The organism is Kitasatospora albolonga (assembly GCA_002082585.1).
Lineage (GTDB): Bacteria > Actinomycetota > Actinomycetes > Streptomycetales > Streptomycetaceae > Streptomyces > Streptomyces stephensoniae.
This window is the reverse complement of the sequence record CP020563.1, coordinates 1564180-1589183: the sequence shown is the minus strand read 5'-3', so window position 1 is coordinate 1589183 and position 25004 is coordinate 1564180. Positions and strand designations below refer to the sequence as shown.

Genomic DNA, 25004 nt, shown 5'->3' with positions numbered 1-25004 from the left:
CCGGTCGTCCGGCGAGGGGCCGACGGGGGTGCCCTCAACCGCCGGACGCGCGGGCGGGCCGTGGTGCTCGGGTGGGGGCAGGGCCGCGCAGGTCCCGTCCGCCTCCGTCATGATCCGGGCCACCAGCTCCGCCACGCTCGGCAGGTCCTCGATCAGGGCCGCCACCTGGCCCGACGCCATGATGCCCAGGTCCGTGCGGCCGTCCACCATGGCTGCCCTCAGCAGCATCGGGGTGTTCGCCGCCAGCAGCACCTGGCTCCAGGTCAGGGACTTGCCGTGCCGCAGTGCCAGCCCGTCCCGCACCATGCGCGGCCAGGTCAGCCCGGCGATCCGGCGGAAGCGGGCGGCGTGCCGCACCGCCCGGGACAGGGCGCGCACCCGCCCCGCACCCTCCAGCTCCGCCACCATCTCCGTACGGAGCATCCGGTGCGGGAGCCCGTCCACGGCCCTCGTCAGGGTGATGTCCTCGACCGTGGCCGCTAGATAACGGGCCTTCACCGCGTCCGGCACCGTCGAGTCCGAGGTCAGCAGGAACCGGGTGCCCATCGCGACGCCCGCCGCCCCGTACGCCAGCGCCGCCACCAGCCCCCGCCCGTCATGGAAGCCGCCCGCCGCGACCACCGGGATGTCCACCGCGTCGACCACCTGGGGCAGCAGCACCGTCGTCGCCACGCTCCCCGTGTGGCCGCCGCCCTCGCCGCCCTGCACGATCACCGCGTCCGCGCCCCACGCCGCGACCTTCTCCGCATGGCGCCGGGCCCCCACCGACGGGACGACCACCACCCCCGCGTCCTTCAGCTCCGCGATGAGCTCCTTCGACGGGGCGAGCGCGAACGACGCCACCCGGACGCCCTCCTCGACGATGATCCGCACCCGCTCCCGAGCGTCCCCGGCGTCCGCGCGGAGGTTCACGCCGAACGGGGCGTCCGTCCGCGACCTCACCTCCCGTACGGCGGACCGCAGTTGGTCCGGGGCCATGGTCGCGGAGGCCAGGATGCCGAGCGCGCCCGCGCGTGCCGTCGCGGTGACCAGGCGGGGGCCGGAGACCCAGCCCATGCCCGTCTGCACGATCGGGTGGCGGACGCCGACGAGGTCGGTCAGCGCCGTACGCATCAGGGCCGCACCTCGCGGTCGCGGGTGGCCGAGGGGTCGATGACCTCGCGGATCAGGCGCAGTTCGGCCGGGGTCGGGGTCCGGGTGTACGGGATGTCGGCCGGTACGGTGAGGGCGAAGCCCGTCGCCTCGCGGACCCGGTCCACCGTGACGCCGGGGTGGACCGAGACCAGCCGCATCGAACGGTCCGGGGTGCCGAAGTCGAACACCCCCAGATCACTGACGACTTGGGGGATGCGGTGGAAGCGGGTCGCGGACGGGCCCGCCGCCCGCGCGTTGTCGTGACCGACCCCGCAGACCATGTCGACCCGCTCCACGAAGACCCGGGGCGAGTGCCGGGGGACCCAGTAACTCACCGCGTTGTTCAGGGTGTTGACGGGTGCGCCCCGGACGCCCAGCAGCTGGCGGGCGGGCTGCTCCCAGTCACCGATGCAGGAGATGTTCTGGTTGCCGAACCGGTCGAGCTGGCTCGCGCCCATCATCACGTGCCGCCGCCCGCCGGTGACCAGGGTGAGGTGTCTGCGGTAGGGGAGCCAGCCCTCCGCCTCGCCGTCCGGGCCGACGATCGTCGCCTCGCCGTCGGTGAGCAGCAGTTCGGGGGCGAAGGTCAGCCGGGCCAGCCGCGCGCCGACGGACGGGACCGCGCCCATCGGGGCGGCCAGCACCTCTCCGTTCCCGCGCCAGACCTCCGCGCAGGCGATCACGCAGTACTCGGCGCGGGTGGCGCTCCCCGTGGCGGACGCGGTCACTTCTGCTCCTCGTGCCAGGTGCGGACGGCCTGCCGGTAGCTCTTCTCGTCGCCGTCCGGGGGCAGGAAGCGCGCGCTGAACTCCGCCCAGGCCGCCGGGTCCGCCGCCGCTGCCGCGTACGCCTTCTGGAACGGCTCGTCGCGGGGGTGGTCGGGCACGCACGAGGTGAAGTGCGCCCCGCCGGGCGTCTCCACGACCCCGGTGACGGAGTGCCGCTGGACCAGGAGGGTCTGCGGGGCCGTACCGCCCTTCGTCAACTCCGCTGTCTCCACCAGGCGTTCGCAGGAGACGTACGCCGTCTCCGCCGCCTCGCAGAACAGATCGTCGAAGTACGGGTCGGGGCCCAGGTACTGCCCGTTGCCCAGCCGGTCCGCCCGGTTCAGGTGGACCAGCGCCGCGTCCATCCGCAGGGCCGGCATCGCGACGAGCTCCTCACCGTCCTCGTACGGCGAAGTCACCGTGCGCAGGCCGGGGTTGACCCGCATCACATCGGAGCCGAGCCCCGCCCGCACCGGCAGGAACGGCAGCCGGTTCGCCGCCGCGTGCAGCCCCCACATGAACATCGCCTCGTCGATCTCCGTCAGCGTGAACGCCCCCCGCTGCCGGGCGGCCCGGTAGTGCGGCTCCAGCGGGATGGAGTCCAGCGTCACGAACGCCGTGACCAGGCGGGCGATCCGGCCCCCGGCGGCGAGCAGGCCGATGTCCGGGCCGCCGTAGGAGATCACCGTCAGATCGGTGACGGGCGACCGGAGCAACGCCCTGACCAGCGCCATCGGTTTGCGGCGCGATCCCCAGCCGCCGATGCCGATCGTCATGCCGCTCTCCAGCCGGGCGACGACCTCCTCCGGCGTCATGGTCTTGTCGCGGGCGGCGGGCCGGTCGGTCATCGCTCACGCCTCCTTGCCGAAGGTGTCACGGACCCGGCCGGCGGTCCCGGACAGGCCCGCCTCGAAGGTGAACCCCTGCTCGAAGCGGTAGCTGCGCCGTACGTCGACGGGGTCGATGCCGTTGAGCGCGGCCTTCGCCAGCCGCAGCAGCCCTCCGTCCTTACGGGCGATCTCCGCCGCCAACTCCACCGCCGCGTCCAGCAGTTCATCCACCGGGACGACCCGCCAGACCGACCCGTGGGCGAGCAGTTCCGCCGCCGTCACCGTGCGCGCGGTGTAGTACAGCGTCCGCATCAGATGCTGCGGGACCAGCCGGGCCAGATGGGTCGCCGCCCCGAGCGCGCCCCGGTCCAGCTCCGGCAGGCCGAAGACCGCGTCCTCGCCCGCCACGATCGCGTCCGCGTTCCCGGCGAGGCCGATGCCGCCGCCGAGACAGAACCCGTGCACGGCGGCGACGACCGGGACCTCGCACGCGTACACCGCCTCGAACGCCTCCGCGCAGCCCCGGTTGACGCCGATCAGCGCCGCGTTCCCCGGATCGCGCTGCAACTCCTTGATGTCGACCCCCGCGTTGAAACCGCGCCCGGCGGCGGCCAGGACGACGCAGCGCGCCTCCGGGTCGCGGCCCGCCGCCCGGACGGCGTCGGCCAGCTCGTACCAGCCCCGCACGGGAAGCGCGTTGACGGGCGGATGGTCGACGGTGACGACGCGGACGCCGTCGGCGGGAGACGCGGTGGAGACAGTCATCGGAGGATCAGCTACCTTTCCACCAAACATTTGTTAGGTGGACGGTAGCAGTCACACCCCCGCCCGCCAACCGGGCCCACACGAACGGGAGATGCGATGACCACACCCCTCACCGGACGGCTCTGCGCGGGCCGGGTCGTCGCCGTCACGGGCGCCGGGCGCGGCCTCGGCCGGGCCCACGCCCTCGCCTTCGCCGCCGAAGGCGCCCGGGTCGTCGTCAACGATCTCGGCGTCGGACCCGGCGGCGACGGCGGTTCGGGCGGCCCCGCCCGCCGGGTCGTCGAGGAGATCGCGGCGGCGGGCGGCGAAGCGGTCGGCCACGACGGCGACATCGCCACCGCCGAGGGCTCCGCCTCCCTCGTCACCACCGCCCTGGACGCCTTCGGCCGCCTCGACACCCTGGTCAACAACGCGGGCTTCCTCCGCGACCGGATGCTGGTCAACCTGGACGAGGACGACTGGGACGCGGTGATGCGCGTCCATCTCAAGGGCCACTTCCTGCCGTTGAAGCATGCGGCGGCCCACTGGCGGGCCGAGGCCAAGGCGGGCCGCACGCCCGTCGCCCGGGTGATCAACACCAGCTCCGGCGCCGGACTCCTCGGCAGCGTCGGCCAGGGCAACTACGCGGCGGCCAAGGCCGGGATCGTCGCCCTCACCCTGGTCGCGGCGGCCGAACTGGGCCGGTACGGAGTCCACGTCAACGCCCTCGCCCCGGCCGCCCGGACCCGGATGACCGAGCGGACCTTCGCCGAGGCGATGGCGGCCCCGGGGGAGGGGGAGTTCGACGCGATGGCCCCCGAGAACGTCTCGCCCCTCGTCGTCTGGCTCGGCTCGGCGGCCAGCGACGGGGTGACCGGCCGCGTCTTCGAGGCCGAGGCGGGCCGCATCACCGTCATGGAGGGCTGGCGCCCCGGCCCCACCGACGACCGGGGCGCCCGCAGATCCCCGGCCGAGGCGGGGGAGACGGTACGCAGGCTGCTGGCGGACGCGGAGGTGCCGCAGGGGGTGTACGGGGCGTCGTAGGCGATTCCGTACGTGATCCGGTACGGCCGTCCCGTACGGCGATCCCGTACGGCCGTCTCGTACGCTGATCCCGTAAGCCCAACCCGTACGCCGATCTCGTACCGCGCGATCCCGTACCGCTCGATCCCGTACAGCGCGGGGAAGTTATTCGTTTGCGGAGGCGTGCGCGCGCCCGGTACCCAGTGGGGGACAGCGAGGAGCGCACGATGACCCGGCACGGCCCCCTGAACGAGTTCTGCTGGATGGACCTCAAGACCCACGACCCCTCCGGCACCGCCGCCTTCTTCTCCTCGGTGCTGGGGTGGGACTTCGCCGTGGACGAGGAGGACTGGCGCCGGGCCGTGAAGTTCTCCGCCGGAGGCCACCGCATCGGCGGGGTCAGCGACCTCGCGCAACCGGTCTACCCGCCGGGGACCCCCGCCCATATCGCCTTCTACCTGGCGGTCGACGACGTGGACCACCGTACGGCCGTGGCGGCGGAGACCGGGGCGCAGATCCTCGTACCGCCCTTCGACGCGGGCGACCAGGGCCGGATCGCCACCCTCATCGACCCGATGGGCGCGGCCTTCTCCCTGTGGCGGCCGTCCGGGTACGCGGGGTGGCCGCCGCAACCCCCGGAGGACGACGAGGGCGCGTCCCGTATCGAGGCCGCCCCTCACCATATGGTCCTGGTCCACGAAGACCCGCAGCGGGCCCGGGACTTCTACACCGAGGTGGCGGGCGCCCCTCTCGCCCGCGTCACCTTCCGCCAGGGCCCCTACGGAGCAGCCTCCGCACCGCAGTGGGAGCTGGCCATCGGCGTGCGCGACGTGGAAGGCGTCGTCACCCGGGCCTGCGAGCACGCGTGCGAGCTCGTCACCCTGTCCCGGGAGTGCGGCAGGCCCCGCGCCCGGCTGAGGAGCCCGGAGGGGCTGACCTTCCGCATCCACCCGCTGGGTCCGTGAGTCCCGCGCCCGTCCGGTGGCGGGACCCGGCCGCGTACGGAGAGGATCACCGCATGCCCGTCTTCCTGGAGACCGCCCGGCTCGTGCTGCGCCCGTTCACGGCCGCCGACGCCCCCCACCTGCTCGCCCTCGACAACGACCCCGAGGTCATGCGGTACATCAACGGCGGCCGGCCCGTCAGCGCCGACACCATCCGGGAGCGGACCCTGCCCCGGCTCCTCCACGACCACCCGTGCACCGGGACCCGGGGGTTCTGGGCGGCGGAGGAGAAGACCACCGGCGCCTTCCTCGGCTGGTTCGAGCTGCGGCCCCTCACCGACCACGACCCCACCGCCGTCGAGCTCGGCTACCGGCTCAACCGGGCCGCCTGGGGCCGGGGTTACGCCACCGAGGGGGCCAGGGCCCTGATCGACAAGGGGTTCACCGACCTCGGGGCGGAGCGCGTCACCGCCAACACCATGGCCGTCAACACGGGGTCCCGGCGGGTGATGGAGAAGGCGGGGCTGACCTTCCTCCGCGCCTACACCGAGGAGTGGCCGGACGCCATCGAGGGCTCGGAGCACGGCGAGGTGGAGTACGTCCTCACCCGGGCGGAGTGGAAGGCGCCCCGGCCCTGACCGCCTCCAGCAGCGCCGCGATCTCCGCGTGCCCCGTGTGCAGGTCCGTCCCCGCCTCCGCCACCCCGTCCCGCAGCAGCTCCACGGTCACCCTCTCCTCGCCCTCGACCAGATCCCGCCGGACCATCGCGTCGAGCCCGGAGACGCCCGTCTCCTCCAACCGCCCCAGCAGCTCCCGCTCCAGGTCCACCCCGGCCAGCCGCCGGGCCTCGGCCAGGGCCGCGTCCACCACCGCTTCCTGACCCGCCGCCCCGGCCCCGTACTCCAGCAGCGCCCGCACCGTCCGAGGTGAGCCGCGCCGCGCCGCCAGGACCAGCATCGCCTCCCCTTGCGGACCGGGCAGCAACGGGTCCGCGCCCCCGGCGAGCAGCACCTCCACCGTGGAGGCGTGGCCGAGACCCACCGCCCAGCGCAGCGCCGTGAACCCGAACTCCTCACGCAGATCCGGCCGCGCCCCGGCGGCCAGCAGCGCCGCCACCACCTCGGTGTGCCCGCCGCACGCGGCCCCGCACAGCGGCAGGTCACCCGCCTCGGGGCCGCTCGCCCGGTTCGGGTCGGCGCCCGCCGTGAGCAGCAGCCTCACCGCTTCCGGCCGGTCGTGGACCGCCGCCAGATAGAGCGCCGTCGTGCCTTCCTCGTCGGTCGACTCGGCCTGCGCACCCGCGCGCAGTGCCTGCACGACAGCGTTCTCGTCCTCGTCCTCGTACAGCGCATCGAACAGGCTTGGTTCGTCCCTGATCGGCTCGTTCATCATGCTTCGACCCTACGGTGGCCGAAACCATGCCTACGTGTCGCACTCCAGTCGTGTACGACACAGTCCGCACCGGGCGGCGACCCGGCCCCGGACCGGGAGCCGGATGCGCTGGTGGCAGGTGGGGCAGGGGAAGGAGACCCGCAGCCCCTCGGCGCCGGACTCGAAGGTGTACGGAACGCCCGGGTCCGCGCCCGTGCCGGGGTGGTCCCGGGCGTACCGCCGGTCCTTGGCGTAGCGCCGCCGCCCCGCCCAGCCGGCCGCCGTCAGCGGGGGCCTGCGCAGATCGTGCAGGGCCTGGGCCCGCCCCTTGGTGTACGCCGTGTACGCCTGCGGGCTGGTGAACCACGGCGAGGGGTCCTCGTCGAACACCAGCGCCCGCTTGGCCAGGACGTATCCGAACTCCTCCGGCGTCAGATAGCCGAGCTTCTGCCGGGAGGTGGCGTCCTCCCGGAAGGCGTCCAGCAGCAGCCAGCCCGCACCGAGATAGGTGGTCACCGTGTCGGTGAGGATCTCGTTGCTCCGCGTGCCGGGGAACTCCAGGCCGAGCCGGTGCAGCAGGACATGGGTGACCTCGTGGGCGAGCGCCGCGCCGATGTCCCTGCGGTGGGTGCGGAAGCGGTCGTTGAGCTCGATGAAGTACTCGGGTCCGGCGGCCAGTTCCACGCTCGCCGCGTGCTCCATCGCGCGGAAGCCGACGATCATGCGGGCGTCGGGCAGCCGCAGGTGCTGGACCAGGGCGCGGGCCACCCGCTGGGCGCCGAGATGGAGGTCGTCGGCGTCGGAGAAGGCCGCGTCGGCGGGGACCAGGCTGGCGCCGTAGGAGTGGACGCCGTCCGGGGAGAGCCGCCGGTACAGCGCGGTGATCGCGGACCGGACCGTGTCCAGATGCGGAAAGCCGTGGACGACCGGTGCGCCCGGACTGCCGTTGCTCACGCCCGTACCCCCATCCGTTCCAGACCCGTACAGGCCCGCTCCAGATCCGCCCCAGATCCGTCCGGACCAGCTCCAGACCCGTTCCAGATCCGTCCGGCGGAGGAGCCCCCCGCCCTCGACGGACCTCCACTGTAGGCCGGGGCGCCGCGCGGAGGGGGAGGCGGCCGCCCGTGGGTCTGGCCGAAAAGTGTGCCTTGTGGCGGCGGTCACCGGCTCCCGATAATCGGATCGCCTTGACGGGTGCATGACGAACTTTGGTGTGTCCGTCACGGTTCCCACCGCAACCCCCCACGAAAGAAGGCACATCCGTGAAGCAGCTCCTGCGTGCGCTGAAGAGATGTTCCGTCGTCGTCGCCACCGTCGCCGTCGCGGCCGTCGGCCTCCAGCCCCTCACCGCCACCGCCGCCCCCAACCCCGTCGTCGGCGGAACCCGCGCCGCCCAGGGCGAGTTCCCCTTCATGGTCCGGCTCTCCATGGGCTGCGGCGGCGCCCTCTACGCCCAGGACATCGTCCTCACCGCCGCCCACTGCGTGAACGGATCGGGCAACAACACCTCGATCACCGTCACCGGAGGCGTCGTCGACCTCCAGTCGCCGAACGCCGTCAAGGTCCGGTCCACCAAGGTCCTGCGCGCCCCCGGCTACAACGGCACCGGCAAGGACTGGGCGCTGATCAAGCTCGCCCAGCCCATCAACCAGCCCACCCTCAAGATCGCCACCACCACCGCGTACAACCAGGGCACCTTCACCGTCGCCGGCTGGGGCGCCAACCGCGAGGGTGGCAGCCAGCAGCGCTACCTGCTCAAGGCCAACGTCCCGTTCGTCTCCGACGCGGCCTGCCGCTCCGCCTACGGCAGCAGCTTCGTCCCGTCCGAGGAGATCTGCGCCGGGTACCCCGACACCGGCGGCATCGACACCTGCCAGGGCGACTCCGGCGGCCCGATGTTCCGCAGGGACAACGCGGGCGAGTGGGTCCAGGTCGGCATCGTCAGCTGGGGTTACGGCTGCGCCCGGCCCGGCTACCCGGGTGTCTACGCCGAGGTCTCCACCTTCGCCTCCGCCATCGCCTCGGCGGCCCGCACGCTCTGACACCCGCGATCCGTCACGGCCGGACGGCCCCTGTGCCGCCACCCGTGAGGGACGGTCACCGCTGAACCACCCGGCGGATGATCACGGCTGAACCACCCCGTGGATGATCACGGCTGAACCACCCGGGAGCGCCCGATCACCGGACGGGTGCTCCCGGTCCCAGCTCCACCCCCGCCCCGCCCGCGCCCTCCAGCTCCAGCACCCACACCTCGTTGACGCCCTCACGGAGCACGGGACCCGGCACGTACAAGGTCTCCTGCGGGCCCGCCGACCAGTACCGGCCCAGGCAGAAACCGTTCACCCAGACGAAGCCCCGCGTCCAGCCGGGCAGCCGCAGCCCCGCGTGGCCGAGGCCCTCCGTCCCCGCGACGCTGACCGTCCCCCGGAACAGCCCCGTCACCCCGGCCGCCCCCACCGGCGAGGGCACCGGCCCGAACGGAACCGCCGCCACCGCGCCCGCCTCCTCGAAGGCGTCCAGCCGCAGCCCCCGGGCCCGTACCCCGTGCAGATACTGCCGCTCGTGCAGCACCCCGCCCGTGATCCCCTTCGGCTCACCCAGCCGCGGCCCGTAGTTGACCCGGCCCAGCGACTCCACCCACAGCTCCACCTCCGCCGGACCCGCCACCGGCTCCGGCAGCGTGGCGTCCTCCTCGGTCAGCACCCCCGCCCGCACCCCGTCCACGTACACCACCGCCCGGTCCCGCAACCCCGCCGCACGCAGCGGATACGGGATGCGCGGCCCCGGCACCGCCACCCGGTAGCGCACCAGCCCCCGGTCCACGCCCAGCTCCTCGAAGGTCGGCGCCACCCCCTGCTCCGGCCCCTCCGGATCACCCAGCGCCTCCAGTACGCCGTCGAGCCCGGCCCACCCGTCCAGCTCCACCCGCACCGGCCCGGCCAGGCCCCTCGGCTCCGGCGGCAGCGCGGGCAGCGGGCCCTCCGCGTACTCCGCCAGCACCTTCCGGAACAGGTGGAACTTCTCCGTGGCCCGCCCGTACTCGTCGACCGGCGCGTCATAGTCGTACGACGTCACCGTCGGCCGGAGCTCCCCGTCCTGCACCGGGCCGGAACGGTTCGCCCCCGCCCACCCGGCGAAGTTCGTCCCGCCGTGCGCCATGTAGATGTTCACCGACGCCCCGCACTCCAGGATCTCCCGCAGCGCCCCGGCCGCCTGCTCCGCGTCGCGTACGACCGGCTCGGACCCCCAGTGGTCGAACCAGCCGCACCAGAACTCCATGCACATCAGCGGCCCCTCCGGCTGATGGCGGCGCAGCACCTCGAACCCCTCCCGGGCACCGGACCCGAAGTTCGCCGTCGCAGGCAGACCGGGCACGGACCCGCCCGTCAGCATGTGGTCCTCCGGCCCGTCCGACGTGAACAGCGGAACGCCCACCCCGCACTCCCGCAACAGCCCCGCCAGCCACTCCAGATACACCGCGTCCGAGCCGTAACTCCCGTACTCGTTCTCCGCCTGGACCAGGACCACCGGACCGCCCCGGCCGATCTCCCGCTCCACCACCTGCGGCAGCAGCACCCGGAACCACCGCTCCACCGCCGCCCGGTACCCCGTGTCCCGCGTCCGCACCCGCCGCCCGAACCGGCCCGTCACCCAGACCGGCAGCCCCCCGTTCTCCCACTCGGCACAGATGTACGGACCCGGGCGCACGATCGCCCACAGCCCGGCCCGCTCCACCGCGTCCAGGAACCGGCCGAGCGCCCCCACCTCCCGGTAGGTCCCCTCCCGCGGCTCGTGCAGATTCCACGGCACGTACGTCTCGACGCAGTTCAGCCCCATCGCCGCCAGCATCGACAGCCGGTGCTCCCACTGCTCCTCGTGCACCCGGAAGTAGTGCAGGGCACCCGACAGCAGCCGTACGGGCCTCCCGTCGAGCCGGAAGTGGTCGGTCCCCACGGTGAAGTCGGACATCGTGTACGTACGCTCCTGAGCTCGGCCCCGCCCGGCGGCCCCCGGGCGGATTGGTCCGACCACTTTCACCCCTGGCGCACGCCCGGTCCATGGACAAAGATCGCTGCTGATTGGACGCAACGGACGCGGGACCTGGGGAGGAGCGGCGCCATGCCGACGTACCACACCTGGATGCGCTTCTTCACCCCCAGCCCGCTCCACCACCGCCTGGGCCTCGTCTGCCTCGGCGTCGGCCTCCAGCACGGCGCGCTGCCCACCGTCGGCCCCCGCACCCTGGACCACCACGTGGCCGTGATCGTCCACTCCGGCACCGGCTGGTTCAGCGGCCCCGACGGGCGCCGCACCCCCGTCACCGCACCCGCCCTCATCTGGCTGACCCCCGGCACCCCGCACCACTACGGCGCCGACCCCGGCACCGGCTGGGACGAGAGCTTCGTCGACTTCACCGGCCCCGCCACCGCCACGTACACCGAGCTCGGCTGCATCGAGCCCGACCGCCCCCTGGTCCCGCTCTCCGACACCGCCGCCCCCCGCGCCGCCGTCGGCCGCATCGTGCGCGCCGCCCGCCGGGGCAACCCCCTCCTGGAGGTGGAGACCGGGGCCGCCGTCCACGAGCTCCTGGTCTCGCTGCGCCGCGCCCGCGCCGACCTCGGGCCCGACGGGGACCCGGTCCTCCAGGCGCTGGCCCGCGACGCCTACCAGCCGCTCTCCGTCGCCGAGCACGCCGCGAAGCACGGCATGACCCCCGCCGAACTGCGCACCGCCGTACGGCGCGGCGCCGGGTGCAGCCCCAAGGACTACCTGCTCACCATCCGCCTCGGCCGGGCCAAGGAACTCCTCGCCGCCACCGACCTCCCGGTGGCCGCCGTCGCCCGCCGCGTCGGCTACGACGACCCCGCCTACTTCTCCCGCCTCTTCGCCCGCCGCGTGGGCACCGCCCCCGTACGCTTCCGGGAACAGCAGGGGCGTACGGTGCCCGGCGGCTGGAGCGACCGGGTGCCGGACCCGGACGACCCGCCGATGATCGGGCCCTGAGGGCGGACTACCCGCCGATGACCGGGCGGTGGCGGCGGACGACCCGCCGATGACCGGGCCGTGGCGGCGGACGTCTAAGCTCGCTGACCATGAGTACGAGCGAGAACGACGCGGCCCGGCACATCGACGCGTCCGTCCGGGCGGAACTGGACCGGCTGCGCGAGTCCATCGACAACATCGACGCCGCGGTCGTCCATATGCTCGCCGAGCGGTTCAAAGCCACGCAGCAGGTCGGCCGGCTCAAGGCCGACCACCAGCTGCCGCCCGCCGACCCGGCCCGCGAGAACCGTCAGATCGCCCGGCTGCGGCAGCTGGCGCAGAGCGCCAACCTGGACCCGGCGTTCGCGGAGAAGCTGCTGAACTTCATTATCGCGGAGGTCATCCGCCACCACGAGCGGATCGCGGAGGAAGCGGGGAACGGGGCAGGCTCCGGGACCGGTTCAGGCTCCGGCTCGGGCTCCGGGAACGGGGCTTTGACAGGGGCCTGAGGCAGGCGCCCCCGCCCGTGTCACCAGGACGGCGGGGTGGACGGGGGACGCGGACCGGACTGCGGCGGGTACCCCGGCCCGGGGTCGGCGGGCCGGTCGTAGGACTGCGGGTACGCCGACCCGTATCCCTCCGGGCGGCCGTAGGCCGGGGCGGCCTCCGGGCGGTCGTAGGCCGGTACGTCGGGAGGCGTCGGGGCGACCGGGGCCGCCGGAGCGGTCCGGCTCCCGCCCGAGGGCTGCTGTCCGGCGCCCCCGGAGGCCGGGGCGGACCATTCGCCCTCGCCGAGCACGAGGAGCGGGTCGAACATCACGACCACGCCCGCCAGCAGCAGGAACGTCAGAGGGCCGATCATCATCGGCAGCACGATCGAGACCGCCGGGTCACCGGTCAGCGCCTGGGAGTTGTGGATCTCGTGCAGCCGCACGGAGAGGCCGCTCATCCCCGTGTAGTGCATGCCGGTGACGGCGACCCCCATCACCAGGCTGGCGCCCAGGCTCGGCAGGAAGCCCTTGACCGACACGGCGGCCCACAGGGCGGCGGTCGCGGCGGCGACGGCGATCACCACGGAGAGGGTGACGGCCACCGGGTCGTACTCCAGCCGGCCGTTCATCCGCATGCTCGCCATGCCGATGTAGTGCATCGCCGCGACACCGAGGCCGGTGACCAGGCCCGCCGACAGCAGCGCCGTACGGGTCGCCCCCCGGTACCCCACGATGAAGACCCCCACGCCGACCACCACGATCGCGACCACGAGGCTCAGGACCGTCTGCTGGAGGTCGTAGGTGACCGGCGTCTCCGCCACCCGGAAGCCCATCATGGCGATGAAGTGCATCGTCCAGATGCCCGAGCCGATGGCGGCCGCGCCGAGCGCGAGCCAGCCGGGCTTCCAGGAGCTGTCGTTGCGCAGCGAACGGATGGTGCAGCGCAGCCCCAGCGCGCTGCCCAGGCAGGCCATCACGTACGCCACCACGGGGGTCACCGCACCGTAGTTGAAACCGTCGATGGTGCCTTGCATGAGCCGGCCGCTCCTGGCGTGTGGAAGGTGTGAAGGAGGAGTGTGCGATGTGACTTTAAGGTCGTCCTACCTCGTGTCCAAATTTCGCTGGCGAGAACCATCCAAAAATGGATGAAAGTGCCCCAAGTGATGGTTCGTTAGGTGCATTTCGGGCTGACAGGCATCAAGATCGAGACGTCCGGGCCTGGGTTCGGCCGCCCCGGACCCCCGGGCCCGGCACCTCTCAGCCCTGTGAGAACGCCCCTGCACAGCCCCGGAGCCGTACGGCAGCATGGCCCCATGTCCGTACTGACGCGCGACGAAGCGCAGACCCGAGCCCAGTTCCTCGACGTGGAGCGGTACACGATCGCCCTCGACCTCACCACCGGCGAGGAGACCTTCGACTCCCGGACCACCGTCCGGTTCACCGCCCGCACCGCCGGTGACACCTTCGTCGAGGTCAAGCCCGCCACCCTGCGCTCGGTCACCCTGGACGGACAGCCCCTGGACCCCGCCCTCCTGGACGGGAACCGCTACCCCCTCACCGGCCTCACCCCCGGCACCCACGAACTCCACGTGGACGCCGCCATGAGCTACTCGCGCACCGGCGAGGGCATGCACCGCTTCACCGACCCCGCCGACGGCGAGACCTACGTCTACACCCAGATGTTCCTGGACGACGTCCAGCGCGTCTTCGCCGCCTTCGACCAGCCCGACCTCAAGTCCGTCTTCGCCATCGACGTCACCGCCCCCGAAGGCTGGACCGTCCTCGGCAACGGCATCGCCTCACGCACCGGGGACGGGCGCTGGACCATCGCCCCCACCCCCCTCATCTCCACCTACCTCACCGCCGTCGCCGCCGGCCCCTGGCACTCGGTCACCACCCGGCACGCCGGACTCCCCTTCGGCCTCCACTGCCGGCGCTCCCTCGCCCCCCACCTCGACGCCGACGCCGACGAGATCCTCTCCGTCACCCGCGCCTGCTACGACCGCTTCCACGAAAAGTTCGACGAGCCCTACCCGTTCGACTCCTACGACCAGGCGTTCGTCCCCGAGTTCAACGCGGGCGCCATGGAGAACCCCGGACTCGTCACCTTCCGCGACGAATACGTCTTCCGCTCCGCCGTCACCGACACCGAACGCCAGAGCCGCGCCGTCACCATCGCCCACGAGATGGCCCACATGTGGTTCGGCGACCTCGTCACCCTCAGCTGGTGGGACGACATCTGGCTCAACGAGTCCTTCGCCGAGTACATGGGCTACCAGACCCTCGCCGAAGCCACCGTTCCCCGAGCTCTCAACTCCGTCCGGGCAGGGGAGACCCCCTTCCCCGACACCTGGGTCGACTTCGGCGTCGCCCGCAAGGGCTGGGGCTACGACGCCGACCAGCGCCCCTCCACCCACCCGGTCGCCCCCGACCCCGACGCCGTACCCGACACCGCCTCCGCCCTCCTCAACTTCGACGGCATCAGCTACGCCAAGGGCGCCTCCGCGCTCCGCCAGCTCGTCGCCTGGCTCGGCGAGAAGGACTTCCTCGCCGGGATCAACACCCACTTCGCCCGCCACAGGTTCGGCAACGCGACCCTCGCCGACTTCCTCGACAACCTCGCCTCCGCCACCGACCGCGACGTCCACGCCTGGGCCGCACAGTGGCTCCGCACCACCGGCGTCGACACCCTCACCGCCCACGTCCACGAACCCACCGCGCCCACCGGAGCCGCGCAGTCCTGGGCCCTGGCCGTCGACCGCGACGGCACCCGCCCCCACCGCGTCACCGTCTCCGCCTTCGACCACGCCCTCAACACCCAGGCGGGCCCCGGCCACCTCGCCCCCCGCGACCGCTTCGAGACCGACATCCCCGGCGACGGCACCCCCCTCGTCCGCCCCGGCCGCCGCCCCGCCCTCGTCGTCCTCAACGACGGCGACCTCACCTACGCCAAGATCCGGCTCGACCCCGCCTCCTGGGAGACCGCCCTCGGCCACCTCTCCGCGATCCCCGACGCCCTGACCCGGGCCGTCGTCTGGAACGCCGCCCGGGACATGGTCCGCGACGGCGAGCTGGACCCCGCGCGCCACCTCACCGCCGCCCGCACCCACCTCCCGTACGAGAGCGACCTCGCCCTCGTCCAGGGCGTCCTGGCCTTCGCCGGCGGCCAGATCGCCGACCGGTACACCACCCCCGCCGCCCGCCCCGCCGCCCTCGCCACCCTCACCAGCCTCTGCCGCGACCTGATCCGCCGTACGGAGGACGGCTCCCAGCCGGGCCTGCGCCTCATCGCCGTACGCCACTTCATCGACGCCGCCACCCAGCCCGACACCCTCCAGAGCTGGCTCACCGAAGGCACCGTCCACGGCGGCCCCGAACTCGACCCCGAGCTGCGCTGGCGCATCCTCACCCGCCTCGCCGTCCTCGGCGCCATCGACGGGGCCGCCATCGACGCCGAACTCGCCGCCGACCCCAGCGCCACCGGCCGCGAGGGCGCCGCCCGCTGCCGGGCCGCGCTGCCCACCGCCGAAGCCAAGGCCACCGCCTGGCAGGCGATGTTCAGCGACGACACCCTGTCCAACTACCTGTTCAGCGCCACCGCCCAGGGCTTCTGGCAGCCCGGCCAGGAGGAGCTGCTCGCCCCGTACGTGGACCGCTTCTACCCGGACGCCACCGCACTCGCCGCCCGCCGGGGCCCGGCCATCGCCGAGGCGGCGGGACGGTACGCCTTCCCCGCGTACGCCATCGACACCGAGAGCCTCGCCACCGGCACCCGGGCCCTCAAGGACCCGGCCCTCACCCCGGCCCTGCGCCGCAAACTGGTCGACCAGCTCGACGACCTGCGCCGGGCCCTGGCCGTACGGACGGCGAACGAGTAGACCGCCGGGCCGACAGGGGAGGGGCCGCCCGGCACACGGCCCCTCCCCTTCCCCGGTCCTCCCGCTTCCCGGCCTTCCGCTCCCCGGCCCCTCTACCTCCCGGGCCCCCTACTTCCCCGGGCTCTCGCTCCCCGGGGCCGTCGCCCGCAGGTCCGCCAGCAGCTCGGCCTGGCCCGTCAGCACCTCGGTCAGGATGGTCCGCGCCACCCTCAGCAGCTCCGCCACCTCCGGGTTGGCCAGCGTGTAGTACACGGCGGACCCCTCCCGCCGCGCCGTGACCAGACCCGCGCGGCGCAACACCGCCAACTGCTGCGAGAGATGGGCGGCCTCGACCCCCACCTCGGCCAGCATCTCCGAGACCGCGTGCTCACGCTCACTGAGCAGTTCGAGCACCCTGATCCTGACCGGATGCCCCAGCGTCTTGAAGAACTCGGCCTTCAGCCGGTACAGCGGTGTACTCACCGACGGGTCCCCGTTCCGTACACCGGAAGGCCGCGGTGGCGCGCTGTGCGAACTCTCTTCTCCATGGGTTCATCCTCGCGTCTTCACGGCGCGAGGATGAACCGGGGCCCGCCGGTTCATGCCTTCTTGAGGAACTCGGTCCTCAGCACGAGCCCCTTCACCTTCTTCGTGTTGCACTCGACCTCACCCGCCCGCCCGGTGAGCCGGATGTTCTTCACGAGCGTGCCGCGCTTGAGCGTCTCCGACGTGCCCTTCACCTTCAGGTCCTTGACCGTGGTCACGGAGTCACCGTCCGCCAGTACGTTCCCGTTGCTGTCCTTCACGACGATGTCGCTCATGGTGCGTTCCTGCCTTTCCCACACCCGCGCAGCTTTTGCAGCGGGAATCCTGATCTCACGGGCGGCCGGCCGCCCACGACCGGTCATGGGGCCCCGCGGTCCGCCGGAGCGGCAGCGTGATCCAGATGCTCTTCCCGCCCTCGTCCGCGTCGCCCCGCACCACCGCGCTGCCGCCCAGCTCCAGGGTCAGTTCCACCACCGTGGCCAGACCCCGCCCCGACCCGGCCACCGCCGAGGTGTAGAGCGCCGGACGGTAGGGGTGGCGGTCGTGGACACCGAACGCGAACGTGTCCGGGCCGCCCGCGAAGAGGACCGTCACCTGCGGGGAGAGCACGGCGGCGTGCCGCACGCTGTTGGCCACCAGCTCGCTCAGGATCAGCAGCGCGGGCCCCGCGCACGGCTCCTGCGGGCCCACGCCCCACTCCGCCAGCACCTGTTCCGTCGTCTCCCGCGCCACCCGCACCGCCGGGCCCGTCGCGGGCAGCGTCAGCACATGGCGGTACGGCAACGCATCATGGGGCTTGATCACGCGCCGGCCTCCTCGGCCCCGGCACCACGCCCGGCGACCCCCGGCACCGGAACGGACGCCTCGGCCCCGGCCTCCGCCGCCCCCGGCACCAGCACCCCCGCCTCCCGCAACCGCTCCCGCGCCCCCGCGATCGCCTCCGGCGTGGTCGCGTACTCCCGGCCCTCCCGCCCCAACAGCTCCAGCACCCCCACCGACTCCAGCGCGCGCCGCTGACCGGGGCGGATGCCCGAGGCCAGCACCGTGATGCCCCGCCGGTTCAGCCGGTGCACCGCGTCCTTCAGCACCAGCGCCCCCGAGGCGTCCACCGTCGTCACCCGCGACATCCGCAGGATTACCACCCGCACGTCCGCGACCTCCGAGAGCGTCAGCAGGAAACGGTGCGCCCCCGCGAAGAACAGCGGGCCCTCGATCCGGTACGCCACGATGTGCTCGGCCAGCAGCGCGTGCTCCTCCTCGCTGTGCGCACCCGGCGGCCCCGCCTCCGTACCCTCACCCTCCCGCAGATCCACCCGGTCGATCCGCGCCTCGCCCGCCACCGCCCGCAACGCCAGCGCCCCCGCCACCACCAGCCCGATCACCACCGCCAGCACCAGATCCAGCACCAGGGTCGCCACGGCCGTCAGCACCAGCACCACCGCGTCCGAACGCGTCGCCCGGGCCATCGCCCGCAACGCCCCCACCTCCACCATCCGCACCGCCGTCGCCAGCAGCACCCCGGCCAGCGCGGCGAGCGGGATACGGGAGACCAGCGGGGCCGCCGCGAACACGATCACCGCCAGCACCGCCGCATGCGTCAACGCCGCCAGCCGGGACGAGGCGCCCGTACGGACATTGACCGCCGTACGGGCGATGGCCGCCGTGGCGGGCACGCCGCCGAACAGCGGCGCCGCCAGATTCGCCACCCCCTGACCGAACAACTCCCGGTCCGGGTCGTGCTTCTGGCCCACGGTCATCCCGTCCGCCACCGTCGCCGACAGCAACGACTCCAGCGCCGCCAGGGCCGCCACCGCGACCGCCGGGGCCACCAGCGAACCCAGCGCCGACACCTCCACGAACCCCAGCGAAGGCGCGGGCAGCCCGGCGGGCAGCGCCCCGATCGGCTCGGCATCCAGACCGAACACCCCCACCGCCACCGTCGCCAGCACCACCCCGACCACGGAGAACGGCACGGCCGGGAAGCGCCGCGCCCCCAGCAGCATCAGCCCGGCCACCCCGGCGGCGATCGACACGGCCGTCAGATCCGGGTGCGCGGCGAACCCCCGTACCGCCCGCCACGCCACCACCAGCACCTTGTCGCCCTCGGGCACGGCCACGCCCAGCGTGCTCGGAACCTGCTGAAGGGCGATGACCCCCGCGATACCGAACGTGAACCCCTCCACCACCGGAGCGGGCACATAGCGCATGGCCCGCCCCGCCCGCAGCAGCGCCAGCCCGATCAGCAGGACCCCCGCCATCAGCCCCACGGTCAGCACCCCGCCCGGACCGTGCGCGGCGACGATCGGCACGAGGACCACCGTCATCGCCCCGGTCGGCCCCGACACCTGGAGGTTCGACCCGCCGAACACCGCGGCCAGCGCCCCCGCCACCACCGCCGTCGCGAGCCCCGCCTCCGCGCCCAGCCCCGAGGAGACCCCGAAGCCCAGCGCGAGCGGCAGCGCCACGACCGCCACGGTGAGCCCGGCGAGCAGATCCCGCCGGGGGTTACGGGTCATGGCCACGAAGTCCGCACGTACGGGCAGCAGCGCCCGCACCCGGCCGGCCTTCGCCTGGTACAGGGGGACCGCCATCGCTCCGGGCCTCTCCTCAGCAGTGCGCCACCACCGCCGACGGGGGAGCCGGGCGGGGGCCGTGCCGCGGGGGTGACGGCGGAACGGCCCCCACAGCATGTAGCGAATTGCAGAATTATGCAATTCATTGATCAGTTAACTCCACCGGGATCAGTCAACTCCACCGGGATCGGTCGACCCCGCCGGAGGCGGCCCCCCGCACCCCGCGAGAACAGGCCCCGCACACCCGTCCCGTGATCGCACGCCTATACCACCCGAACCCCCGGCAAACACCCCACACCGGCCACCAGTACCCCTTTCGAGTTCAGATCGTTGACCTCTTCGGCCGCGCCGCCCGAAACCCGGGACAAGCTGGCATGTCCACCCCCGCCCTCCCGAAGGACCACCCCACCCATGCCCACCCCACCCCTCGCCGGAGGCACCGCAGGGCCCGCCGCACTGCGCCCCCTCATCGACACCGTGCTCACCGCACTCCACGACGGCGCGGCCCTCCGGGACGGCCCCCTCCCCGCCGGCGGACCCGACACCGTCACCCCCCGCACCCGCACCGCCACCCACCCCCTCATCCCCGGCCACGGCACCGGCCCCCACCACGCCCTCCGCGCCCTCGTCACCGCCCTCACCGAAGGCGCCGCCGACCCCGCCCACCCCCACTGCGCCGCCCACCTCCACACCCCGCCCCTCGCCCTCGCGGCCGCCGCCGACCTCGCCGCCAGCGCCCTCAACCCCTCCATGGACTCCTGGGACCAGGCCCCCGCCGCCACCGCCCTCGAAGCCGACCTCACCACCGCACTCGCCACCGAGATCTACCCCCACGCCCCCTCACCCGACGCCGTCATCACCACCGGCGGCACCGAAGCCAACCAACTCGCCCTCCTCCTCGCCCGCGAACGCCACGGCCCCGTCCAAACCGTCTGCGCCACCACCACCCACCACAGCATCGCCCGCGCCGCCTGGCTCCTCGGCCTCCCCGAACCCGTCGCCGTACCCGCCCCGGGCGGCACCATGGACCTCGCTGCCCTCGACGAAGCCCTCACCACCCTCCACCGCCCCCACCTCGTCATCGCCACCGCGGGCACCACCGACACCGGCGCCATCGACCCCCTCGACGCCATCGCCGACCTCTGCACCACCCACGGCGCCGAACTCCACATCGACGCCGCCTACGGCGGACCCCTCCTCTTCAGCCCCACCCACCGCACCCTCCTCCACGGCCTCCACCGCGCCCACAGCGTCACCCTCGACCTCCACAAACTCGGCTGGCAACCCGCATCCGCCGGCCTCTTCGCCGTCCCCGAACGCCACCACCTCACCCCCCTCCACCACCACGCCCCCTACCTCAACGCCGACGACGACACCGAAGCCGGCCTCCCCGACCTCCTCGGCCGCTCCCTGCGCACCACCCGCCGCCCCGACGCACTCAAGATCGCCGTCACCCTCCAGGCCCTCGGCCGCACCGGACTCGCCGACCTCATCGACCGCACCCTCGCCACCGCCCACCACCTCGCCGACCTCATCACCAAAACCCCCACCCTCGACCTCCACGACCGCCCCACCATCAGCACCGTCCTCTTCCGGCCCACCGGCGCCGACGACCACACCGTCGCCACCCTCCGCCGCACCCTCCTCAACCGGGGTCACGCCGTCCTCGGCCGCGCCCACGCCGAAGGCCGCCTCTGGCTCAAGGCCACCCTCCTCAACCCCCACACCACCCCCGAAGACCTCCAGGCCCTCATCGACCTCGTCACCACCACCACCGAAGACCTGGCCCGCACCACCACCCCCACCACCCCCCGCACGGAAGGCGACACCCCGCGATGACCGACCGGCCCGCCCCCGACCGGCCCACCCCCACCCCGGCCACCGGCCACCCCACCACCGGCCGCCCCGCCACCGAACCCGGCCACCCCGCCCCCGACCGGCCCCACGACCTCGTCGGCATCGGCATCGGCCCCTTCAACCTCTCCCTCGCCGCCCTCGCCCACAACATCCCCGCCGCCCCCGACGACCCCCGCCCCCTCGCCGCCACCTTCTACGAACAACGCCCCGCCTTCCACTGGCACCCCGGCCTCCTCCTCGACGGCGCCAGCCTCCAAGTCCCCTTCCTCGCCGACCTCGTCACCCTCGCCGACCCCGCCAGCCCCTGGAGCTTCCTCAACTACCTCCGCACCCGCGACCGCCTCTTCCCCTTCTACTTCGCCGAGCGCTTCCACATCCAACGCGCCGAATACGACGCCTACTGCCGCTGGGTCAGCGAACAACTCCCCGGACTCCACTTCGGACACCAGGTCGACGCCGTCCGCTGGAACACCGAACGCGCCCTCTTCGAAGTCGACTTCACCCAACTCGACCCCGACGGCGAAGCCGAAGCCCTCGGCCGCGCCTACACCCGCCACATCGCCCTCGGCATCGGCACCGAACCCTTCGTCCCCGAACCCCTGCGCCCCCTCGCCGAAGCCGAATCCGTCCCCGTACTCCACTCCGCCGACTACCTCCGCCACCGCGAACGCCTCCTCGCCGCCGACCACATCACCGTCATCGGATCGGGCCAGTCCGGCGCCGAGATCTTCCTCGACCTCCTCCGCGCCCGCCCCGAAGGCGCCGAGAAGATCCACTGGCTCGCCCGCACCCAGGCGTTCGCCCCCATGGAATATTCCAAACTCGGCCTCGAACACTTCACCCCCGACTACAGCCGCTACTTCCACGCCCTCCCCGAAACCGCCCGCGACGAACTCGTCCCCCGCCAATGGCAACTCCACAAAGGCATCGACGCCGACACCATCGCCGCCATCCACGACGAGCTCTACCGCCGCACCCTCCACGGCGGCTGGCCCGACACCACCCTCACCCCCGGCGTCCACGTCCGCACCGCTGGCCGCCTCGCCAACACCCGCGTCGAACTCCACCTCGAACACACCCAGCAAGGCACCCGCTCCCGCCTCACCACCGACGCCGTCATCCTCGCCACCGGCTACCGCGAACGCCCCCTCGACGCAGTCCTCGGCGGCCTCGACCCCTACCTCAGCCGCGACGCCTCCCACCGCCCCCGCATCGACGACCAGTACCGCCTGATCCTCGACCGCGCGGTCACCGGACACGTCTACGTACAGAACGCCGAACGCCACACCCACGGAGTCGGCGCCCCCGACCTCGGCCTCGCCGCCTGGCGCAGCGCCACCATCCTCAACAACCTCACTGGCACCACCCCCTACCCCCTCCCCGAACGCACCGCCTTCACCACCTTCGGCCTCACCCCCCACCCCCCGAGAGTCCCCGCCCAGGCCCCCGCCCTCATCCCCCTCAGCCAGTCCGTCTGACCCGAACACCCCCCCACCACAGCGCCCCCCACGACACACCCAACGGCCCGGGACTCCCACCGACAGAGACCCGGGCCACCCGCACCACCCCACACCACCCCCACGCCATGCCACAGTGAACGCATGACCGAAACCCCCACGCCCACCACCGCCACCCACCACCCCTACGGCACCCCCGACACCCCCCACGTCACCGTCCGCGGCGAAGCCCACCTCGAAGTCGACCCCGAAATCGCCCACATCACCATCACCCTCACCGCACGAGGCACCGACCGCCGCACCACCCTCGACGGCCTCACCCACCGCAACACCACCACCCTCGACCTCATCAAGAGCTACGGCGACGCCATCGAGAAACTCGAAACCGGCACCCTCACCATCAACCCCGAACTCACCCGCCACGGCCGCGCCGAACGCATCCGCGCCTACCACGGACGCATCCAACTCACCGCCACCATCAACGACTTCACCACCCTCGGCGACCTCGTCACCCGCCTCGCCGACCACGACCTCACCCGCGTCGACGGCCCCTGGTGGGCCCTCCGCCCCACCTCACCCCACCACGCCGCCGCCCGCCGCCAAGCCGTCCGCGAAGCCCTCCAACGCGCCCGCGAATACGCCGAAGCCCTCGACACCCGACTCGGCGCCCTCCTCGAACTCAACGACACCGGCACCCACCACACCCCCCTCGGCCGCGCCGCCTTCGCCGAATCCATGCCCTACGCCGCAGCAGCCAGAGGAGCCGACACCGCCGACGTCGCCCCGATCAACCTCGAACCCGTACGCCAGACCATCGACGCCCAGGTCGAAGCGTCCTTCACCCTCATCCCACCGGCCCTCGGATAAACGCTCATCGGAGCGGACCGCCGCACAATTCAACACTTGTCAATAACCCTTCACCCAAAGGTTGTTGAGGTGTCATGAGGAGCCAAATACCTACCCGTAGGTAAGGTCTAGGCTCGAACCATGCGCCGAGCGAAAATCGTTTGCACCCTGGGACCGGCAACCGACACATACGACCAGATCAAAGCCTTGGTCGAAGCGGGAATGGACATCGCCCGCTTCAACCTCAGCCACGGCTCCTACGCCGAACACGAAGAGCGATACCACCACGTACGCAAAGCGTCCGAAGAGACCGGCCGCAGCGTCGGCATCCTCGCCGACCTTCAAGGCCCGAAGATCCGCCTCGGACGCTTCCGCGAAGGCCCCGTACTCCTTGAACGCGGCGACACCTTCACCATCACCGTCGAGCCCCTCGAGAACGAAGGCAACGGCGACATCTGCTCCACCACCTACGACGGACTCGCCGCCGACGTCACCACCGGCGAACGCATCCTCGTCGACGACGGCCGCGTCACCCTCGAAGTCACCGACGTCGACGGCCCCCGCGTCCACACCACCGTCATCGAAGGAGGCATGGTCTCCGACAACAAAGGACTCAACCTCCCCGGCGTCGCCGTCTCCGTCCCCGCCCTCTCCGAAAAGGACATCGACGACCTCCGCTGGGCCCTGCGCACCGGCGCCGACCTCATCGCCCTCTCCTTCGTCCGCACCGGACACGACATCCACGACGTCCACCGCATCATGGACGAAGAAGGCCGCCGCCTCCCCGTCATCGCCAAAGTCGAAAAACCCCAAGCCGTCGAGAACATCGACGACATCGTCGCCGCCTTCGACGGCATCATGGTCGCCCGCGGCGACCTCGGCGTCGAAATGCCCCTCGAACAAGTCCCCATCGTCCAGAAGCGCGCCATCAAACTCGCCAAGCGCAACGCCAAACCGGTCATCGTCGCCACCCAGATGCTCGACTCGATGATCGACAACTCCCGCCCCACCCGCGCCGAAGCCTCCGACGTCGCCAACGCGATCATCGACGGCACCGACGCGGTGATGCTCTCCGGCGAGACCAGCGTCGGCAAATACCCCGTCGAAACCGTCCGCACCATGTCCCGCATCGTCGAAGCGGCCGAAGAGGACATCCTCGCCAAGGGCCTCCCGCCCCTCACCGAACGCAACAAGCCCCGCACCCAGGGCGGAGCGGTCGCGAGGGCCGCCGCCGAGATGGGCGACTTCCTCGGCGCCAAGTTCCTCGTCGCCTTCACCCAGAGCGGCGACACGGTGAAGCGCCTCTCCCGCTACCGCTCACCCATCCCGCTCCTCGCCTTCACCCCCGACGAAGCGACCCGCGCCCAGCTCAACCTCACCTGGGGCGTCGAGACCTTCCTCGGCCCGAAGGTCGACTCCACGGACGCGATGGTGGCCCAGGTCGACGAGGAACTCCTCCGCATCGGCCGCTGCGCGAAGGGCGACATCGTGGTCATCACCGCCGGCTCCCCGCCCGGCGTGGCAGGCTCCACCAACCTGGTCCGCGTCCACCACATCGGCGAGGACGACAGCCCGAAGTAG

The 25004-nt window shown here is 72.7% G+C and carries 22 protein-coding genes and 1 pseudogene; 11 read left to right on the top strand and 12 right to left on the bottom strand.

Translation table 11 applies throughout. From position 1 onward, the window contains the following. Positions 1-96 precede the first annotated feature (96 nt). From B7C62_06835 to B7C62_06820, 4 genes and pseudogenes are all read right to left on the bottom strand, one after another. A pseudogene (locus tag B7C62_06835) lies at positions 97-1113 on the bottom strand (2-nitropropane dioxygenase). Next, positions 1113-1862 (bottom strand): CoA-transferase, encoded by a 750-nt coding sequence (locus B7C62_06830; protein ARF72013.1) that lies wholly within the window; start codon positions 1860-1862, stop codon positions 1113-1115. Before B7C62_06830 ends, B7C62_06835 begins: the two are co-directional and overlap by 1 nt. Next, positions 1859-2749 carry an acyl CoA--acetate/3-ketoacid CoA transferase subunit alpha gene (locus B7C62_06825; GenBank protein ID ARF72012.1) on the bottom strand — a complete coding sequence of 297 codons (891 nt, stop codon included), beginning with the start codon at positions 2747-2749 and terminating at the stop codon, positions 1859-1861. The genes B7C62_06830 and B7C62_06825 overlap by 4 nt, the downstream gene beginning before the upstream one ends. A gap of 3 nt (positions 2750-2752) precedes the next feature. Continuing rightward, positions 2753-3496: an enoyl-CoA hydratase gene (locus B7C62_06820; GenBank protein ID ARF72011.1), complete on the bottom strand. Its 744-nt coding sequence runs from the start codon at positions 3494-3496 to the stop codon at positions 2753-2755. 96 nt (positions 3497-3592) lie between these two features. On the opposite strand from B7C62_06820, the gene B7C62_06815 reads away from it, so the two are divergent. The 3 genes from B7C62_06815 to B7C62_06805 all read left to right on the top strand — a co-directional run bounded on the left by B7C62_06815 (position 3593) and on the right by B7C62_06805 (position 6080). Beyond that, complete coding sequence (locus tag B7C62_06815) at positions 3593-4519, top strand: short-chain dehydrogenase (protein ARF72010.1); 927 nt, start codon at positions 3593-3595, stop codon at positions 4517-4519. A gap of 206 nt (positions 4520-4725) precedes the next feature. Further along, positions 4726-5463 (top strand): glyoxalase, encoded by a 738-nt coding sequence (locus B7C62_06810; GenBank protein ARF72009.1) that lies wholly within the window; start codon positions 4726-4728, stop codon positions 5461-5463. A gap of 53 nt (positions 5464-5516) precedes the next feature. Further along, a complete protein-coding gene (locus tag B7C62_06805; GenBank protein ID ARF72008.1) occupies positions 5517-6080 on the top strand; it encodes a GNAT family N-acetyltransferase in 564 nt (187 codons plus the stop codon). Here B7C62_06805 and B7C62_06800 read toward each other — a convergent pair. Beyond that, positions 6046-6834 (bottom strand): hypothetical protein, encoded by a 789-nt coding sequence (locus B7C62_06800; protein ID ARF72007.1) that lies wholly within the window; start codon positions 6832-6834, stop codon positions 6046-6048. The two genes, B7C62_06805 and B7C62_06800, sit on opposite strands and share 35 nt — an antisense overlap. 30 nt (positions 6835-6864) lie before the next feature. Continuing rightward, the gene (locus B7C62_06795; protein ID ARF72006.1) at positions 6865-7767 is read right to left on the bottom strand and encodes a hypothetical protein; all 903 of its coding nucleotides are present in this window, start codon (positions 7765-7767) and stop codon (positions 6865-6867) included. A 308-nt stretch (positions 7768-8075) separates the two neighbouring features. Between B7C62_06795 and B7C62_06790 the strand changes: the two genes are divergently transcribed. Beyond that, positions 8076-8855, top strand: coding sequence for a trypsin (locus B7C62_06790; GenBank protein ARF72005.1), 780 nt, complete (start codon positions 8076-8078; stop codon positions 8853-8855). A gap of 136 nt (positions 8856-8991) precedes the next feature. Here B7C62_06790 and B7C62_06785 read toward each other — a convergent pair whose 3' ends face one another. Next, positions 8992-10782, bottom strand: a complete 1791-nt coding sequence (locus B7C62_06785) for a beta-galactosidase (protein ID ARF72004.1) — start codon at positions 10780-10782, stop codon at positions 8992-8994. Positions 10783-10932: 150 nt separating this feature from the next. On the opposite strand from B7C62_06785, the gene B7C62_06780 reads away from it, so the two are divergent. Next, entirely contained in the window at positions 10933-11817 is an 885-nt protein-coding gene (locus B7C62_06780; protein ID ARF72003.1) for an AraC family transcriptional regulator, read from the top strand. Positions 11818-11906: 89 nt separating this feature from the next. Next, positions 11907-12305 (top strand): chorismate mutase, encoded by a 399-nt coding sequence (locus B7C62_06775; GenBank protein ARF72002.1) that lies wholly within the window; start codon positions 11907-11909, stop codon positions 12303-12305. Positions 12306-12325: 20 nt separating this feature from the next. Here B7C62_06775 and B7C62_06770 read toward each other — a convergent pair whose 3' ends face one another. Beyond that, positions 12326-13321, bottom strand: coding sequence for a hypothetical protein (locus B7C62_06770; protein ID ARF72001.1), 996 nt, complete (start codon positions 13319-13321; stop codon positions 12326-12328). 279 nt (positions 13322-13600) lie between these two features. Here B7C62_06770 and B7C62_06765 point away from each other — a divergent pair, with 279 nt between their 5' ends. After that, positions 13601-16165, top strand: a complete 2565-nt coding sequence (locus B7C62_06765) for an aminopeptidase N (GenBank protein ID ARF72000.1) — start codon at positions 13601-13603, stop codon at positions 16163-16165. 108 nt (positions 16166-16273) lie between these two features. Here B7C62_06765 and B7C62_06760 read toward each other — a convergent pair whose 3' ends face one another. The 4 genes from B7C62_06760 to B7C62_06745 all read right to left on the bottom strand — a co-directional run bounded on the left by B7C62_06760 (position 16274) and on the right by B7C62_06745 (position 19281). Next, complete coding sequence (locus tag B7C62_06760) at positions 16274-16627, bottom strand: transcriptional regulator (protein ID ARF71999.1); 354 nt, start codon at positions 16625-16627, stop codon at positions 16274-16276. 116 nt (positions 16628-16743) lie between these two features. After that, positions 16744-16965 (bottom strand): PhnA protein, encoded by a 222-nt coding sequence (locus tag B7C62_06755; protein ARF71998.1) that lies wholly within the window; start codon positions 16963-16965, stop codon positions 16744-16746. A gap of 55 nt (positions 16966-17020) precedes the next feature. Continuing rightward, a complete protein-coding gene (locus B7C62_06750) occupies positions 17021-17494 on the bottom strand; it encodes an ATP-binding protein (GenBank protein ID ARF71997.1) in 474 nt (157 codons plus the stop codon). Then, positions 17491-19281, bottom strand: coding sequence for a sodium-independent anion transporter (locus B7C62_06745; protein ID ARF71996.1), 1791 nt, complete (start codon positions 19279-19281; stop codon positions 17491-17493). Before B7C62_06745 ends, B7C62_06750 begins: the two co-directional genes overlap by 4 nt. A 393-nt stretch (positions 19282-19674) precedes the next feature. On the opposite strand from B7C62_06745, the gene B7C62_06740 reads away from it, so the two are divergent. The 4 genes from B7C62_06740 (at position 19675) to B7C62_06725 (ending at position 25004) form a co-directional block, all read left to right on the top strand. Then, positions 19675-21102 (top strand): aspartate aminotransferase family protein, encoded by a 1428-nt coding sequence (locus B7C62_06740; protein ID ARF71995.1) that lies wholly within the window; start codon positions 19675-19677, stop codon positions 21100-21102. After that, on the top strand, positions 21099-22598 hold the full coding sequence (locus tag B7C62_06735) for a lysine 6-monooxygenase (protein ARF71994.1): 1500 nt from the start codon (positions 21099-21101) through the stop codon (positions 22596-22598). The genes B7C62_06740 and B7C62_06735 overlap by 4 nt, the downstream gene beginning before the upstream one ends. Positions 22599-22721: 123 nt before the next feature. Further along, complete coding sequence (locus B7C62_06730) at positions 22722-23444, top strand: hypothetical protein (protein ID ARF71993.1); 723 nt, start codon at positions 22722-22724, stop codon at positions 23442-23444. A gap of 120 nt (positions 23445-23564) precedes the next feature. Next, positions 23565-25004 carry a pyruvate kinase gene (locus B7C62_06725; GenBank protein ID ARF71992.1) on the top strand — a complete coding sequence of 480 codons (1440 nt, stop codon included), beginning with the start codon at positions 23565-23567 and terminating at the stop codon, positions 25002-25004.

What these genes read in the sequence shown, in the direction of transcription:
- B7C62_06825 (ARF72012.1), bottom strand. Translation starts at nt 2,749, where the DNA reads ATGACCGACCGGCCCGCCGCCCGCGACAAGACCATGACGCCGGAGGAG.
- B7C62_06820 (ARF72011.1), bottom strand. Translation starts at nt 3,496, where the DNA reads ATGACTGTCTCCACCGCGTCTCCCGCCGACGGCGTCCGCGTCGTCACC.
- B7C62_06815 (ARF72010.1), top strand. Translation starts at nt 3,593, where the DNA reads ATGACCACACCCCTCACCGGACGGCTCTGCGCGGGCCGGGTCGTCGCC.
- B7C62_06810 (ARF72009.1), top strand. Translation starts at nt 4,726, where the DNA reads ATGACCCGGCACGGCCCCCTGAACGAGTTCTGCTGGATGGACCTCAAG.
- B7C62_06805 (ARF72008.1), top strand. Translation starts at nt 5,517, where the DNA reads ATGCCCGTCTTCCTGGAGACCGCCCGGCTCGTGCTGCGCCCGTTCACG.
- B7C62_06800 (ARF72007.1), bottom strand. Translation starts at nt 6,834, where the DNA reads ATGATGAACGAGCCGATCAGGGACGAACCAAGCCTGTTCGATGCGCTG.
- B7C62_06785 (ARF72004.1), bottom strand. Translation starts at nt 10,782, where the DNA reads ATGTCCGACTTCACCGTGGGGACCGACCACTTCCGGCTCGACGGGAGG.
- B7C62_06780 (ARF72003.1), top strand. Translation starts at nt 10,933, where the DNA reads ATGCCGACGTACCACACCTGGATGCGCTTCTTCACCCCCAGCCCGCTC.
- B7C62_06775 (ARF72002.1), top strand. Translation starts at nt 11,907, where the DNA reads ATGAGTACGAGCGAGAACGACGCGGCCCGGCACATCGACGCGTCCGTC.
- B7C62_06770 (ARF72001.1), bottom strand. Translation starts at nt 13,321, where the DNA reads ATGCAAGGCACCATCGACGGTTTCAACTACGGTGCGGTGACCCCCGTG.
- B7C62_06765 (ARF72000.1), top strand. Translation starts at nt 13,601, where the DNA reads ATGTCCGTACTGACGCGCGACGAAGCGCAGACCCGAGCCCAGTTCCTC.
- B7C62_06755 (ARF71998.1), bottom strand. Translation starts at nt 16,965, where the DNA reads ATGAGCGACATCGTCGTGAAGGACAGCAACGGGAACGTACTGGCGGAC.
- B7C62_06745 (ARF71996.1), bottom strand. Translation starts at nt 19,281, where the DNA reads ATGGCGGTCCCCCTGTACCAGGCGAAGGCCGGCCGGGTGCGGGCGCTG.
- B7C62_06740 (ARF71995.1), top strand. Translation starts at nt 19,675, where the DNA reads ATGCCCACCCCACCCCTCGCCGGAGGCACCGCAGGGCCCGCCGCACTG.
- B7C62_06735 (ARF71994.1), top strand. Translation starts at nt 21,099, where the DNA reads ATGACCGACCGGCCCGCCCCCGACCGGCCCACCCCCACCCCGGCCACC.
- B7C62_06730 (ARF71993.1), top strand. Translation starts at nt 22,722, where the DNA reads ATGACCGAAACCCCCACGCCCACCACCGCCACCCACCACCCCTACGGC.
- B7C62_06725 (ARF71992.1), top strand. Translation starts at nt 23,565, where the DNA reads ATGCGCCGAGCGAAAATCGTTTGCACCCTGGGACCGGCAACCGACACA.